The sequence below is a fragment of the Rhodococcus sp. NPDC060084 genome (assembly GCF_042730335.1).
Lineage (GTDB): Bacteria > Actinomycetota > Actinomycetes > Mycobacteriales > Mycobacteriaceae > Rhodococcus.
On record NZ_JBHWWX010000015.1, the window covers coordinates 18,475 to 32,378 of the forward strand.

The 13,904-nt window shown below is 68.0% G+C and carries 14 protein-coding genes; 3 read left to right on the forward strand and 11 right to left on the reverse strand.

What is annotated here, in order from left to right:
• Positions 1 to 973: 973 nt before the first annotated feature.
• The gene (locus ACFWBU_RS10725) at positions 974 to 1,306 is read left to right on the forward strand and encodes a VOC family protein (RefSeq protein ID WP_169622382.1); all 333 of its coding nucleotides are present in this window, start codon (positions 974 to 976) and stop codon (positions 1,304 to 1,306) included.
• An 87-nt stretch (positions 1,307 to 1,393) separates the two neighbouring features.
• Here the strand turns inward: ACFWBU_RS10725 and ACFWBU_RS10730 are convergent, their stop codons facing one another.
• Genes ACFWBU_RS10730 through ACFWBU_RS10755 form a run of 6 tightly spaced genes read right to left on the reverse strand, consistent with a single transcriptional unit; the run spans position 1,394 to position 8,222 of the window.
• A complete protein-coding gene (locus tag ACFWBU_RS10730; RefSeq protein ID WP_296551091.1) occupies positions 1,394 to 3,124 on the reverse strand; it encodes a CocE/NonD family hydrolase in 1,731 nt (576 codons plus the stop codon).
• A gap of 23 nt (positions 3,125 to 3,147) precedes the next feature.
• Complete coding sequence (locus ACFWBU_RS10735; RefSeq protein WP_296551092.1) at positions 3,148 to 4,089, reverse strand: MBL fold metallo-hydrolase; 942 nt, start codon at positions 4,087 to 4,089, stop codon at positions 3,148 to 3,150.
• Position 4,090: 1 nt separating this feature from the next.
• Positions 4,091 to 5,035, reverse strand: coding sequence for an alpha/beta hydrolase (locus ACFWBU_RS10740; RefSeq protein ID WP_296551093.1), 945 nt, complete (start codon positions 5,033 to 5,035; stop codon positions 4,091 to 4,093).
• Positions 5,036 to 5,048: 13 nt separating this feature from the next.
• Positions 5,049 to 6,176 (reverse strand): NAD(P)/FAD-dependent oxidoreductase, encoded by a 1,128-nt coding sequence (locus ACFWBU_RS10745; protein ID WP_296551094.1) that lies wholly within the window; start codon positions 6,174 to 6,176, stop codon positions 5,049 to 5,051.
• Positions 6,177 to 6,226: 50 nt separating this feature from the next.
• Positions 6,227 to 7,180: a phosphotriesterase gene (locus ACFWBU_RS10750; RefSeq protein ID WP_296551095.1), complete on the reverse strand. Its 954-nt coding sequence runs from the start codon at positions 7,178 to 7,180 to the stop codon at positions 6,227 to 6,229.
• A 43-nt stretch (positions 7,181 to 7,223) separates the two neighbouring features.
• Entirely contained in the window at positions 7,224 to 8,222 is a 999-nt protein-coding gene (locus tag ACFWBU_RS10755; protein WP_378528225.1) for a phosphotriesterase, read from the reverse strand.
• A gap of 148 nt (positions 8,223 to 8,370) precedes the next feature.
• Between ACFWBU_RS10755 and ACFWBU_RS10760 the strand changes: the two genes are divergently transcribed.
• Positions 8,371 to 8,958: a TetR/AcrR family transcriptional regulator gene (locus ACFWBU_RS10760; protein WP_378528226.1), complete on the forward strand. Its 588-nt coding sequence runs from the start codon at positions 8,371 to 8,373 to the stop codon at positions 8,956 to 8,958.
• 21 nt (positions 8,959 to 8,979) lie between these two features.
• On the opposite strand, the gene ACFWBU_RS10765 is transcribed toward ACFWBU_RS10760, so the two are convergent.
• From ACFWBU_RS10765 to ACFWBU_RS10785, 5 genes are all read right to left on the reverse strand, one after another.
• The gene (locus ACFWBU_RS10765; protein ID WP_378528227.1) at positions 8,980 to 9,912 is read right to left on the reverse strand and encodes a LysR family transcriptional regulator; all 933 of its coding nucleotides are present in this window, start codon (positions 9,910 to 9,912) and stop codon (positions 8,980 to 8,982) included.
• 67 nt (positions 9,913 to 9,979) lie between these two features.
• Positions 9,980 to 11,116, reverse strand: coding sequence for an NAD(P)/FAD-dependent oxidoreductase (locus ACFWBU_RS10770; RefSeq protein WP_378528228.1), 1,137 nt, complete (start codon positions 11,114 to 11,116; stop codon positions 9,980 to 9,982).
• A 24-nt stretch (positions 11,117 to 11,140) separates the two neighbouring features.
• Positions 11,141 to 11,335 carry a ferredoxin gene (locus ACFWBU_RS10775; protein ID WP_072698150.1) on the reverse strand — a complete coding sequence of 65 codons (195 nt, stop codon included), beginning with the start codon at positions 11,333 to 11,335 and terminating at the stop codon, positions 11,141 to 11,143.
• Positions 11,332 to 12,510 (reverse strand): cytochrome P450, encoded by a 1,179-nt coding sequence (locus ACFWBU_RS10780; RefSeq protein ID WP_378528229.1) that lies wholly within the window; start codon positions 12,508 to 12,510, stop codon positions 11,332 to 11,334. The genes ACFWBU_RS10775 and ACFWBU_RS10780 overlap by 4 nt, the downstream gene beginning before the upstream one ends.
• Before the next feature lie 113 nt (positions 12,511 to 12,623).
• Complete coding sequence (locus ACFWBU_RS10785) at positions 12,624 to 13,001, reverse strand: VOC family protein (protein WP_169653143.1); 378 nt, start codon at positions 12,999 to 13,001, stop codon at positions 12,624 to 12,626.
• A gap of 110 nt (positions 13,002 to 13,111) precedes the next feature.
• Here ACFWBU_RS10785 and ACFWBU_RS10790 point away from each other — a divergent pair, with 110 nt between their 5' ends.
• A complete protein-coding gene (locus ACFWBU_RS10790) occupies positions 13,112 to 13,861 on the forward strand; it encodes a TetR/AcrR family transcriptional regulator (RefSeq protein ID WP_378528230.1) in 750 nt (249 codons plus the stop codon).
• The last annotated feature ends 43 nt before the right edge of the window (positions 13,862 to 13,904 follow it).

Sequence of the window (13,904 nt, forward strand, 5' to 3'; positions counted from 1 at the left end):
CGCATCCTCGGTTTCCCGACCCCGGGGGACGGGGTACGTTCGCGGGCCCACATGGTGCGGCCGAGGCGCGCGGGGTCGGCGCGCTGCGGTCGTCCGCCGTCTCCACGGTTGGTGCCGGAAGGGCTTGTGCGGAGATCGCAGTGTTCTCGCACGCGGCGTTCGCGTGCGCAGCGTCATCCGGGATATCGACCGCCGATGCCGATGGTCCACGAATCCCGCGAGATCCACGGGCCGGCCGCTCGAGCGTCTCGGGATTCATGTGCCGAGCGGGCCGAAGGGTTAACCGCGCCACTCGTCGGCGCATCACGTGACGCGCCGGAGTCGGGTGTGCCGGAAACGGCATGGGTTGCTCGGCGGGCGTTCCACTCCCTCCGGGGGCGGGCCTGATCCGCGTTACTTGACATAATGTAGATTATCGGCGAAACGGTGACCTGCGGAAACGGCAGTGTGTAATCCCTGAGCCCGCCGGAGACGTTGCGTATCGCTACGCAGCTGATGCGACGTCGTCGCAGCTTTTCGCATCGCGCCTCGGCGCGCGCTGGTCGCTTCCGGTCTTCCGCCCACCGGCGCCGATCGTCGGGCCGAATCGTCCTCGACGCCTGGTGGCCGGCGATCCGATCTCCGGCTCCCGCCTCGGCTGTCCGATTCGAATACACCGGCACTCGAGCCCCGGCGACCCTCCCCGCTCCCATCCTGCCCGTGGACATCAAAACGTCACAGTGACGTTTTATGTCCACCCTCCGGCTTGCTGTATTTCATCGTCTCCGGCGCCCGCTCCGGAAAATGCACCAGGACGATCTTCGGTCAGGTGCCGGGGTCCGTCGCCGCTCGCGTCCACACGTCACGTGACGAGCTGTGGAATGGGGAAGTTATCGGCCCGACGAGTGACAATCGACCCTCGTCGGGCCGAGGTCGACAGCCGTAAGGTTGGGCAACTTTCATCCGAGGAGAAGCCGTGAGCCACGAAGTGAAGATGATCGTCCTGTCGACCGACAACCTCGACGAGTCGATCAAGTTCTACAGCGAGGGCCTGGGAATGCGACTGAAGTTCCGGGACGGCACGCATTTTGCCGCGCTCGACGGTGGCGCGGTCACGGTCGCGCTCGCGACATCGGTCGATCATCCGATCCACGGACAGGTCGTCGTGGGCATCAAGACCGATGATGTGGATGCCGCCGCGAAAGCCACCGAAGAAGCCGGCGGCGGCATCGTGCAAGGTCCGTACGACGACGCGCACGAGCGGCGTGCGGTGGTGTACGACAACAAAGGCAACGGCTTGGTCTTCTACAGCCCGTTGAATCGTTGATCGTGAGTTGGCCCGTCGGGGGGATGCGGCCGGGTGCTTCGAGGGGTCTTCCTCGCAGCACCCGGCCGCAGCGGTTCCTCCCCGCTCCTACTCCCCTGCCGTGCGTGCCGTGAACGGCAGCACGAGTCGGGAGTGGTGCGCGGCATCCCGGTAGATCTTGTGGGTCACCGGGCGGCCGACCGGAAGGTGGAAGGCGTCAGGCGGGAGCAGCGCATTGTGCTCGTCGGCGAGCGGTTCCCCGTTCGACAGTTCCACCGTCAGCTTGTGTCCCGGCAGGAACGTATTCGCGAACGGGTACAGACGCAGCACGTACTCCTCGATCGCGCCGGGCTCGACCGGCACCGCCCGCGTGTGCGGATGGTACGGGTTGCCCTGGGTGGTGCGCTCCTCGTCCAGTTCGCGGTGCGACGCTTTCAGGTACCCGGTCGTGATCAACTGGCGCTTGCCGTTGGGAGCGTAATCCCACAGTCTCAGAATGAAATTCGAATCCGGCTGATCGAGTTCGGCGAAGATGTGCGCCGCACCGGTGCCGATCATCTCCGTGGGTTCCTCGAAGACCGGGGTTTCCCACTTCAGGATCTCGACCTTGTCGGTGACCGTGAGCGGCGCCTGGTAGAAACCGTCCGGCGCGGCGTACTGCACGCCCATCGGTTCCGGTTCGGTGGACAGCTTCCCGCGCGGACGCAGATACAGCGACCGGTACTCGACATCCTTCGGGGGCCATTGGTCACCGGTGACCCGTTCGCGGGAGCCCTCGACGAAGACCTGCACCGCGGGTTCGTCCATGATCCCGTTGTCGATGCCCTTGATCCAGTAGTCGTACCACCGGAACATCTTGTCGTGCTCTTCGATGAAGGGCCGCGACTGCATGGGCGGGTACGGACCGATGTCGAGTTTCTTCGGCCCGCGCAGTGCGTCGAAGAGTTCGATCGTGCCGTCCATCGTCCACCCGCGCCCCTGATCGATCTGCAGGTAGACGGGGATGTCGATGTTCGGAGCGAGCGTGATGGGGTTGCGTTCCTCGTACCACGGTCCGTCGAGTTCGTTCATGACGATGTCGAACCAGGCTTCGTGGTGCTTGGGGTAGTTGAGCACGTGGACCAGGTTCGGCCATGCGGCGACGTCGGGGTCTTTCAGGCGCTGCGCGACGCGCTCGGCGATTTCCTCCGGAGAGTACGTCTCGAGCATCCGGGATTTGACGCCGTCGGTGAATGCCCACCCGGAGTCGCCACCGCGGCCTTCGCGGGCGGCGCGCGGCATGAACCACATGATTCCGCCGTGGTAGGTGGTCTCGTAGAAGTCGTAGTGTCCGCCGCTGACGAAGATCGCCTTGAGGTGCGGGGGCCGTTCCGCCGCGGCGAGGACCTGCATCGAGCCGAAGTAGGAGATGCCGATCATGCCGACGTTGCCGTCGCACCACGGCTGGGCGGCGACCCACTCGATGAAGTCGTAGGCGTCTTGTCCGAGGGAAACCCCGCCGGCGTTGTAGTTGCCGATGTGCTCTCCCCCGGAGTGACCCGAGCCGCGGAGGTCGCCGATGACGTGGACGTAGTCTTCGGCGACGACCCGGGCGATGTCGCCGGCTTCGATGCAGCCGTCCCACATGGGGCTGGGGCGGCGCTGCGGCGGAGTGGTGAGGGCGAGAGCCTGCAGTTCCTTGCCGTAGGGGCTGAGCGCGACGAGCGCCGGGCGGGGCTTGTCGTCGACGCCCTGATAGGCGTCGGCGGCCAACTCGATGCCGTCGCGCATCGGGACCCGCAGATCCTTGCGGATGTGGATGGTGCGGCCACCTGCGTCGAACGTTTCGAATTCGGCCATGAGGCTACGACTCCTCTTCTCTGTCAGGGTTTCTGGGTGAACTGCGTGCGGTAGCCGTGCAGCGTCGTGAAGAACGGGGACGGCTCGAGGGTGGGGTCGCCGTCGTAGCCGAGTTCGTCGGCGACGGACGCGAACGGTGAGTACACCGAGTCGGTCTCCCCCAGTCCCTGACACAGGCACCGGTGCGCGGCGTGGTGGACGCTGCTTTCGATGTCGGTGCTTTCGCGCAGTGCTTCGGCGGCTTGATCACGGTCGAGTTCGACGCCGTACGCCACGCCGTCGGCGCGTCGGTAGGGATGGCCGAGGTACAGGTGCCGGGGCCGGATCTGTTCGCGGAGGTAGCGCAGGCTCGTCCGGTACGCCTCGGGGTCCGAGTAACCGGGGAATCCGTTGGCGGCACCGTGGACCTGCACGGCGTCGCCGACGAAGACGTCGTCCTGGCCGTCGAGGACGTACGCCACCGAGCCCGGGGTGTGTCCGGGGATGGAGTGCACCGAGACGGTGACGTCTCCGCCGAGCGAGAGGGTTTCCCCACCGCGGACCAGGACGGTGGGTTCCATCTCGCCGGAGATGACGGCCTGGGTCGCCGCCGCGACCTTGGCGGCACCCTCGGGATCGCCGAGGTAGGTGCCGCGCGCGCCGAGATAGTCGTCGACGTGGGCTTGCCGGGAACGCAGCAGTGGGGCGTCGGCTTCGTGGATGACGACCTTCGCCTTGCGGCCCGTGGCCTCCCACAGGGCGTGCGCGCCGCCGATGTGGTCGATGTGCCCGTGGGTGAGCAGTATCCATCGAATGTCTTCGATGCGGCGGCCGAGGGCTTCGAGTGCCGGTGCCATGCCTTCGGCGGGTGACGATGCGATGCCGGTGTCGACGATCGCGGGTTCGGGGGCGTCGATGAAGAACGTGTACAGACCGAACCGTCCCCACGGCGAGACGATGGGGTGGATCTTCACCTCGCTCGCCATGTCACTGTTCCTGTCGGGTGGAAAGGTCGCTGTGCAGGAACTCGGCGGTCTCCTCGAAGACCCCGGCGAACTCGGGGATCCACGAGAAGTTCTGCACGAACCCGTGGTTGGCGCCGGCGTAGCGGCGGACCGTGGCCGGTACCCCGGCGTCGGTGAGTCGAGCGCCGTACAGTTCGCCCTCGTCGCGCATGGGGTCGTATTCGGCGGTGACGATCAGTGCCGGGGGTAGTCCGGTGAGGTCGTCGCGTTTGATCGGCGAGACGCGGGGGTCGGCGGGGTCGGCGCCGCTGTCGAGGTAGAAGGAGTTGAAGCCCTTCAGCCCGGCGGTTTCCACGCCGTATCCCTCCGCGTTGTCGCGCAGCGACGGGTAACGCTCGGTGTCGAAGTCGAGGTCGAGCGACGGGTAGTACAGGATCTGGTGGGTGATGCGGTCGAACCCGTCGTCGTGTGCGAGGGCGGCGACGGCGGCGACGAAGGTTCCGCCGGAGCTGTCCCCGGCGAGAGCGAGCGTGGTGCCGTCCCACCCGAGGGTGTCACCGTGGTCGGCGGCCCAGCGCACGGCGGCGAGGCAGTCGTCGAGTCCGGCGGGGAACGCCGCTTCGGGTGCGCGGCGGTACCCGACGGAGACGACCTTCAGGCCGGTGGCTTTCGCCAGGTTCCGGGCTACGTGGTCGTGGGTGTCGAGGCTGCCGAGGAAGAAGGCACCGCCGTGGAAGTACACGAGCAGTCCATAGCTGTCGGTCTCGACCGGGGTGTAGATCCGGACGGGCACGTCCCCCACCGGCGTGGTGGCGACGGTGTCCTCGACCCGGTGCAGAGGCAGACGGTCGGCGAGGGGCGGGACCTGGGATTCTTCGACGGCGCGCAGGATCTGCGGGTCGAGCGGTCCGTCGGGCGGTGCCGGCAGGTCGGCGAGGAAGTCGGCGATTCGGGGGTGGAGCGGCATGGCGCGTTCTCCTCTAGTGGGCGGCGGGCTGCTGCGAGGCGGGCTTCTGGCCCGGGAAGACGTCGTTGACTTCGTCTTCGGTCCAGCCCTGGCGGGAGATGCGCTGCAGTTCGTCGGTGACGGGCTTGCGGGTGGCCTGGAAGTCGGCGAGTGCTGCGGCGACGGTGTCGGCGTCGCGCAGGGCGTCGGCGAGGGCGCCGGCGTCGAGGATCGCGGAGTTCGCGCCCTGTCCCTGGTGGTGCAGCATCGAGTGGGCGGCGTCGCCGACGAGGACGGCGGAGTCGGAGTGCCAGGTGTCGACGGGGTCGATGTCGTAGACGGCGCGGAGGTTGACGGTGTTCATGTCGATCTCGCGGGCGATCTGCACAATGCGTTCGTCGAAGCCCTCGAGGGTGGCGAGGAGATCTTCGCGGGTGGCTTCGGGCGACCAGGTGCTGTCGGGGCACAGCGCGGTGACGTCGAAGGACACGTCGTTGCGGTGACGCAGCGGCAGGAAGTACACCTTGGTGCCTTTGCCGATGTACATGCGCAGGTTGTCGTCGGTGGCGAGGCCGTGGGTGGCGTCGGCGGAGATGACGGCGCGGTAGGCGTGCTCACCGGAGAAGACGGGCTGCTGGTCGCTGAACAGTTGCTTGCGGACGACGGATTTGATGCCGTCGGCGCCCACGACCAGGTCGGCTTCGACGACGGTGCCGTTGGTGAAGGTCAGGACGGTCTTGTCGCCGCGGTCTTCGACGGTCTCGAGTTTGTGGCCGAGTTTGACCATGCCGTCGGGCAGCACGCTCACGAGTGCGTCGATGAAGTCGCCGCGGTGGATGAGGTGGGTGTGGGTCTTGACCTCGTAGTCGTCCATGCCCGGCCAGTCTTCTTTCATGATCGGCTGACCGGTGGCGGTGAGGATCTCGAAGTAGTCGCTGGGCGAGCTGACTGCGGCGATGGCGTCGAAGGTTCCCCACTCGCGGAAGCGCTGCATGCTGGACGGGCGGAGTCCGATGCCGGCGCCGACCTCGCGGATTTCGGTGGCCTGTTCGTACACGGTGACATCCGCGCCGAGCAGACTCAGAGCCTTGGCGGACGCGGCGCCGGCGTATCCGGCGCCGACGATGGCGATGGTCAGGTTCTTCAGGTCTGCAGACTGCATGGTCTTGTCTCTCTGGTGGGGCGCGGCGGTGCGCCGGGAAGATTGGTGGGTCAGGCCTGGATGGTGAGGAAGTCGGCCGGGTTCTCGACGAAGAGCTTGGTGATGGTGGCGTCGTCGAGACCGGCCTCGCGCAGGTCCGGAATGAGGTCTTCGAACAGGTAGTTGACGGTGTGGCCTTTGACGCCCGGCCAGCCGAGTGGGCTGCAGTTGGCGTCGACTCCGGCGAGTGCCTGGTCGAGGTGCCCTGCGCGGAGGAAGCGGAGGAAGTGGTCGAGGCGTTCTTTGCGGGGCCGGGCCCAGAACGGCGGGTCTTCGAGTTCGGTTTCGTAGCCGAAGGTGTCGAAGCCGACGCGGCCGCCCTGGGAGGCGATCCACGTGTCGCGGGTCTTTTCGGCGTTGATGCCGTCGTCGGCGTGGCCGAACAGGACCCGGTGCAGCGGCAGGCCTTCTTCGTTGAAGATGGCGATGGCGTTTTCGGCGTCGATGGCCAGGTGGGTGAGGATCGGGACGCCGGTGTCGAGGGCGGCGCGGGCGGCGGCGCGGTAGATGCGCTTGTCGAGGTCGGTCATGCGGCCGCCTCGGCTGACACCGACCTTGATGACGCCGGCGCGGCTGCCGGTGTTGCCGATGCCCACGGTGATTTCGTGGACGAACTGGGCGGTGAGGTAGTCGACGTCGGCGCGTTCGAAGAACGGCAGGGCGGTGTCGCCGCCGACGAAGCCGGTGCAGGCGATGATGTGGACGCCGGTCTTGGCGGACAGCGACTTGTAGTAGTCGATGTCGCGGCCGTTGCAGATCCCGGTGACGTCGACGAAGGTGCCGCCGCCGTACTCGTGGAACTTACGGAGTTTCGGGACGGTCTCCTCGTAGCGGACCTCGGGGGTTTTCCACCACCTGGTGTCCAGTTCGGAGCCGGGCATGCCGTATCCGATGTGTTCGTGGATGGCGACGATGCCCAGTTCCTCGGTCGCGATGGGACCCAGGACGGTGTTGACTCTCGACACAGCTACTCCCCTTCGGGAAAAGATTCGGTGGTTTCGGCGGGGGTCAGTGCACGGCGGGGTGCACCGACAGCAGGTCGCGCGGGTTGTCGACGAGGATGCGCTGGACGTCGGCGCCGGGCAGTCCCTGGGCGGCGAGCAGAGGCACGAACGTCGACAGCACGTGGCCGAAGGGCACGTCGCGGCCGGGATGTCCTTTGGCGACGCCGGTGGCGTTGCACGACAGCAGGATCCGGTCGCCGTAGCCGGCGTCGACAAGGTCGCGGACGAGTTCGGCGCGTGCGGTGTCGGTGAGGTGCGCGTCGTCTTCGGTGCCGACGTGGTCGAGGGCGACGTACGCGCCGCGTCGCGCGATCTCGAGGGGTGCGCCGGCGTCGACGGCGTCGCGGCGGTCGAGACCGCCGACGACGATGCGATCGGCCGGCAGGTTCTCGTCGAGGGCGACGTCGAGGTCGGCGAGCGGGTCTTTGCCGTAGCGCAGGGACACGGCGACCCCGGTGGTGCGGGCCGCGCGGGCGGCACCGCGGAACAGGCTTTCCTCGGTGGCGGTCATGCCGGTGGGGTCTGCGGCGGTGGTGACCAGACCGGCGGCGCCGCGGCGTTCGATGCGGGGTACCACCATGCCGTCGGTGATCTCCGCGGCGAACAGGTCGGCGAACTTCTCGGCCGGCCACGGGGTGGGCGGGTTGGTCTGCGGGGTCAGGAAGTATCCGCCGAGCAGGTTTTCCGGCCCCATGCCGGTGGACGCGACGATGTGCACGCCGGTGGTGCGGGACAGCGCTTCGTACAGGGTGACGTCGCGGCCGTGGAACATGCCGGTGCTGTCGACGATGGTGCGGCCGCCGTGCTCGCGGAAGTCGGTCAGTTTCGCCGCGAGGGTGTCGAAGATTTCTGCGCGGTCGAAGGTGATGTCGAAGGCGTGTTCGGCACCGGGGAGTACCGACAGCAGTGCCTCGTGGACCGCGACCACTCCGAGGTCCTCGGCGGGTACGGGTCCGAGGACGGTGTGGACGACGGCGTTCTCGGCCGTGTGGGTGCCAGTCATCGGCACTTCCTTTCGTCAGCGTCATGTCAGCACGACGTGGTGGCAGTCACAGTAAGCTTTCGCATTACATTGTGTCAAGTGAGTGGCCGCAGAGATATTTTACTGAACGAGCTGGTATGTGGGTGTACTGCCGCTAGGATTCGGTTCCATGTCACTCCGTGCGGCGCAGAAGCAGATGACCTACGACCTCTTCCTCGCGAAGGCACTCGAGCTGTTCTCCGAGAAGGGATACGGCGCCACGACGATCGACGACATCGCCACCGCGGCCGGCTCCACCCGCACCACCTTCTACCTGCACTTCTCGTCGAAGGCGGACGTGATGATCGCGTTGCTGACCAAGGCCGACCAGATCCTCACCTCAGCGGACAAGCCGACGCTGACCGCGGTGGTGGCGTCGGGATCGCGCGAGTTGATCAGGGAGTGGCTCGATCGCAAGTTCTCCCAGTGGGACGAGATCAAGCCCTACATCACCGCCTCGTACCAGGCCGCCCATGAGCCGGAGGTGGCGGCGAAGACCGAACGCTGGTTCGAAGACTCGGTCGGCGAGATGATCCAAGGACTGAACCAGGCGAACCGTTTCCCGCCGGAGCGCCGGCGGGTCCGCTGCGTACTCGCGTTCGGGCAACTCGAGTACCTCTCGCGCCGCTACTTCTCGCTCGGTTGGGTCACGCCGCGAGAAATCTGCCTCGACGAAACCGTCGATTCCTGGTGCTACCTGCTCACCGTGGACCACTGAGGCCCGTGCGGGGAGCCGGGATCACGCGGGCGACCCGAAGGTCGACGCTTCGACGAGAATCTGCCGCAACCAGCCGATGAACTCCGCGTCCGCCAGCCGCGGGTTCCACACCATGTCGATGCCCAGCGGTGCGACCGGCAGCGGAAACTCCTCGATTCGCAGAGGCGTGCGCTCGGACATGACGATCGCCACGAGGTAGGTGTGCACGGCGACCCCGCCGCTCTTGGCGACCAGATGCGGAACGAGCAGAAAATCCGAGATCAGCTGCCCGATCCGGTAATCCAGACCGTGCGCGTCCATCGCCGCATACGGAGCGACCCGATTCCGGGCGTCGTAGGTCACGTGCGGCAGCGACGCGAGCAAGTCGAGCGCGGACGCGTCCGGGTCGGTGTCCGGGTGGGCGACGACCACCCACCGGTTCTCGTAGAGTCGTTCCCGCGGATACGGCGAGGAGAACGCCTCCGACACCAGCACCACGTCGACGCCCTCGTCGGTGAAGTCGCTCGGCTGCGGCTCGACGAAGTTGCGGATCCGCAGGGTGGACTTCGGTGCGCGCTCGGCAATCAGGCGCGCCAGATGCGGCCCGAGCACGAACGCGGTGCTGGTGGTCATCGCCACCGTGATGGTGCGGCTGTCGCGGGACGGGTCGAAGCCGGGGAAATCCACCACCCGCGACGTCCGGCGCAGCACATCACGCAGCGGCCCGATCAGCTCCCGTCCCCGCGGAGTCAGCACCAGCCCGCTCCCCTGGCGCGTGACCAGTTCGTCCCCGAGGAGGCGACGCATCCGGGCCAGCGCGTGACTCATCGCCGGTTGTGTGATGCCCACCCGCGCCGCGGCGCGGGTGACCGATTGCTCCTCGAGCAGTGCGAGCAGCGGCACCAGCAGGTTGAGGTTGACCGACGCGAGCCGTCCCAGATCGGGGTCGCTCGGATGGTCCGGCAGCTGATTCATCCACACGGATGGTACGCATCCGCTCGGCGGGACCGCAGGATGTCGCGCCACCGGCGACCGGGCGGGCTCACCCGGTGGTGGACGCCAGGCGGCGCAGTTTCGGAATCGGGATGCGCTGGTTGACCGCCACCGCGACCGCGTGGCCGTCCTCGTGGGTCCAGCGCATCACCGCCGGGCCTTCGGGCCGGTCTCCGGTGAGAAATTCCGGTTCCCCGGCTGCCGGCAGGTGCCCGACCGCCTTGAGATTCAACCCGAACTGTTCGGTCCAGAAGTACGGCTCGAGGTCCAGTTCCGGGGCCGCGTCGCCGGTCAGCAGTGCCACGGCCGCGACCTTGGCCTGTTCGATCGCACTGTTCCACAGCGGGATCCGGCGCACCCCCGACCGCGTCGGGATGGCCGCGACGTCTCCGGCGGCGACGATGCCCGGTGCTACCCGCCCGCGCGTATCCGCCACGAGGCGGCCGCCGGTCAACAGGCCGCTGCCGGCCAGCCATTCCGTGTTGGGGATGTCACCGATCGCCGTGACGACCAGTTCCGCCTCGACCCGCGCGCCGTCGTCGAGGAGCACGGTGTGCGGGCCGTCGAGTCCCACGGCGGTCCCGTCGACCAGTTTCAGTCCCCGGGCGACCGCGGCCGTGGTGAACGCATCGGACAGGTACGGCCCCAGATGGACGCGCATCGGCGGTCCGTCGGCGACGAGGGTGACCTCGCACCCTGCCGACAGGGCCGCCGAAGCGATTTCCATGCCCAGGGGGCCGGCCCCGACGACTGCGACCGACGGCCGCGTCGCCAGCCGGTCCCGCAGTGCCAGGGCATCCTCGACGGTGCGCAGGGTCAGCTCGGGGCTGTCGGGGCCGCCCAGTCGGCGGGCCCGCGCACCGGAGGCGATCACCAGTCCGTCGTAGGACAGTTCCGAGCCGTCGTCGAAACCGACCCGCCGGGTGTGGGTGTCGAGGGCGAGCGCCGCCACCCCCAGGATCTCGGTCGCGCCGTGGGTGGGGGACGCCAGTTCGTGGGAGCCGCCGTCGACGAGCAGCGCCTTCGACAGCGCCGGTCGGGAGTAGGCGGGGTGCGGCTCGTCGCCCACGATGGTCAGTTCGCCGTCGAATCCTGCCGCACGCAGGGTGTCGCAGGCGGTCTGGCCGGCGATGCCGTTGCCGACGACGACGATGCGGCGGGCAGCGTCGGTGCGGGTGCTGTTCATGTGGGGTCCGTTCGTGCGGGCGGGTCAGGCCAGTTTCAGGGCGGCGACGGGGCAGACCCGGACGGCGGCGCGGGCGGCGGCGAGTTCGGTGCTGTCGTCGGGAAGCTCGCCGACGTCGATGATCAGTTCACCGTCGTCGTCGAGGTGCATCAGTGCGGGTGCGGCTTCTTCGCACAGTCCGTGGCCTTCGCAGCGGGGCCGGTCGAGGATGATGTTCATGCGGGGACCACCTTCAGGATGTCGAGTGCGTCGATGGAGCGGGTGATGTTGCTGGGCAGTCGCACCGGTTCGGCGGCGTCCAGACGCTGCGCGTGCGTTGCGAGTGCCGCGATGACGGCGTGGGCTTCGAGACGGGCCAGGCCTTGTCCGGCGCAGCCGTGCGAGCCGTAGCCGAAGGACAGATGGTCGGCCGGGTTGCGTTCGACCAGGAAGGCGTCCGGGTTGTCGTAGTGCCGCGGGTCGCGGTTGCCTGCGCCGAAGAGGATGGCGACCTGGGATCCGGCCGGGACGAGGACGCCGTCGATCTCGACGTCGCGGGTGACCTCGCGGCCCCAGGCGTGCAGGGGCGCCCAGAAGCGGAGCACTTCGTTGAATGCCGCGGGTACGAGGCTGGGGTTCTGGCGGACCAGGTCGAACTGGTCGGGGAAGGCGGCGAACAGGGCGACGATGTTGCCGAGGGCGGTGATGGTGGTGTCGACGCCCGCGCCGAGGTACTGGTGGATGATGTGGCCGGCGGTGCCGGGAGGGATGGTGCCGCGGGCTTCGGCGTCGAAGACGCCGCGGCCGACCGACCCGGGGGCGAGGTCTTCGGCCTGCACTCCGGCGCACCATGCGTACAGTTCGCCGGCGATCGGGAAGTTCTCCAGGGTGCGGGGATTCAGGGGGCCGATCACTTCCATGGCCGCTTGTCCCCAGCGCAGCATGTTGTCGCGGGCGGCGCCGGTGAAGCCGATCAGGTCGGCGACGACCTCGAGGGGAAATGCCCGGGCGAGGGCGTCGATCGCCTCGAAGGTGCCCTGGGCGACGAGGTCGGCGACGAGGGCCTCGGCCTTGGTGTCGATGCGGGTCTTGAGTCCGCGCAGTGCGCGTGGGGTGAGGTTCTCGGTGAGGGCGGCACGCAGCTCGGTGTGGACCGGTGGGTCGGAGGCGAGCGATGTGCCTTGGAGTGCTTCGTTGACCATCGGGTTGAAGCCGATGGTGCGGGAGGAGAAGGTGGCGGGGTCGGCGAGCGCGGCACGGATCGCGTCGTAGCGGGTCAGCGCGTAGACGTTGTTGACGGGTAGGTGCACCACCGAGCCGAGTTCGCGCAGTTCGGTGAACGTCGGGTAGGGGTCGGTGAGGATCGAGTCCCCGAAGAGGTCGATCTGGGAGATCGCGGGAGCGCTGGGGGTCATGTGTTCAGTGAAGGGACTCCCGTCACATAAAGCCAACTCATCTTTGGCATGTCAGAACATGAATGAAATCGATAGTGGAGTGTCGGCGCCCTGGTGGCGCCGCTCGGGCCCGCTCAGACCCACTGCACGAGTTGCCATACGAGACCGTTGGGATCGGCGAACTGGCAGAACCGCTCCCCCCACGGCTCGGTCTCGGGCGCGGTGACCACTGTCGCGCCGGCGGCGGCGATGCGGGCGTATTCGTCGTCGAGGTCGTCAACGACGAAGGCGATCAGCATGCCCTGGCCGGCCGGGCCTGCGATCGAGGCGGGCTTGAAGGTGCCGAGTCCGGTGCGCAGGAAGACGACGTTGAAGCCGGCGTCGGGGTGGGTCAGGGACACGAAGCCGTCGGCGGACATCGCTTCGGTGAAGCCGAAATGGGTGGTGGCGAATTCTGCGGAGGCCGCGGGGTCGGCCACGTTCAGGGACAGGGCGGTGTCGGTGATTTTCACGGAACCTCCAGGTGACGGAGACGAGGTGGTGTTCGGGGAGAGAGGGAGCCCCAAAACCTTGTGCAGTGTATAGAGTAGCTCGTATCCGACCCGCGGAGGAGAGATTTGCAATGGCGCGCGAACTGCTCGATCTGCTGTGGCGGGACCACCCCGCCGCCCCTCGAGGCGGCGCGCGGGGCCCCCGGGCGAAGGTGACCACCTCGCAGGCCGTCGACGCCGCGATCGCTCTGGCCGACACCGAAGGACTAGAGCACCTCACCGTGCGTCGCCTCGCCGCCGAACTCGGCATCTCCGGTATGGCGCTGTACACGCACGTCGGCTCCCGCGACGACCTGCTGGTCCTCATGGCCGACTGCGTGCACGGCAGGCAACCGCGCGCGCCGTACGCCACCGGCCACTGGCGGGCCCGGGTGCGTGAGGTGGCCGACGCCGACCTGGCCCTCTACGGCGAACACGACTGGCTCCTCGATGTCGCGGACCAGCGGGTGTCGTTGGGGCCGGGGACGATTGCGAAGTACGACCACGATCTGCACGCCTTCGACCACACCGGCCTCGGTGACGTGGACCGCGACGCGGCGCTGACCTTCGTCGCGGACTTCACCCGCGCCGCGGCGCGGGCCCGCCGGCCCGATCCCCGCGCGGTGGACATGGCCGAGGTGTGGTCCGCGTGGAGCGAGCGTCTCACGGTCTATGTCGGAGACGACTTCCCGCTCGCGCGGCGGGTCGGCGCGGCAGCCGGTGCGGTGCTGAACTCGTCGTACAGTCCCGGTGCGGCGTGGGAGTTCGGGATCGAGCGCCTGCTGGACGCGCTCGCCGTCCTCGTCGGCACCGCGTCGGACGATCCCGGGCCAACTGTGTAGCAGATTGCTACACTGGGAGGAACGGTAAGGCGCGTCGCGCGAA

Coding starts and splice junctions, on each gene's coding strand:
- ACFWBU_RS10770 (WP_378528228.1), bottom strand. CDS start 11,116: ATGAACAGCACCCGCACCGACGCTGCCCGCCGCATCGTCGTCGTCGGC.
- ACFWBU_RS10730 (WP_296551091.1), bottom strand. CDS start 3,124: ATGGCCGAATTCGAAACGTTCGACGCAGGTGGCCGCACCATCCACATC.
- ACFWBU_RS10760 (WP_378528226.1), top strand. CDS start 8,371: ATGTCACTCCGTGCGGCGCAGAAGCAGATGACCTACGACCTCTTCCTC.
- ACFWBU_RS10740 (WP_296551093.1), bottom strand. CDS start 5,035: ATGCCGCTCCACCCCCGAATCGCCGACTTCCTCGCCGACCTGCCGGCA.
- ACFWBU_RS10765 (WP_378528227.1), bottom strand. CDS start 9,912: ATGAATCAGCTGCCGGACCATCCGAGCGACCCCGATCTGGGACGGCTC.
- ACFWBU_RS10755 (WP_378528225.1), bottom strand. CDS start 8,222: ATGACTGGCACCCACACGGCCGAGAACGCCGTCGTCCACACCGTCCTC.
- ACFWBU_RS10790 (WP_378528230.1), top strand. CDS start 13,112: ATGGCGCGCGAACTGCTCGATCTGCTGTGGCGGGACCACCCCGCCGCC.
- ACFWBU_RS10780 (WP_378528229.1), bottom strand. CDS start 12,510: ATGACCCCCAGCGCTCCCGCGATCTCCCAGATCGACCTCTTCGGGGAC.
- ACFWBU_RS10775 (WP_072698150.1), bottom strand. CDS start 11,335: ATGAACATCATCCTCGACCGGCCCCGCTGCGAAGGCCACGGACTGTGC.
- ACFWBU_RS10745 (WP_296551094.1), bottom strand. CDS start 6,176: ATGCAGTCTGCAGACCTGAAGAACCTGACCATCGCCATCGTCGGCGCC.
- ACFWBU_RS10725 (WP_169622382.1), top strand. CDS start 974: ATGATCGTCCTGTCGACCGACAACCTCGACGAGTCGATCAAGTTCTAC.
- ACFWBU_RS10735 (WP_296551092.1), bottom strand. CDS start 4,089: ATGGCGAGCGAGGTGAAGATCCACCCCATCGTCTCGCCGTGGGGACGG.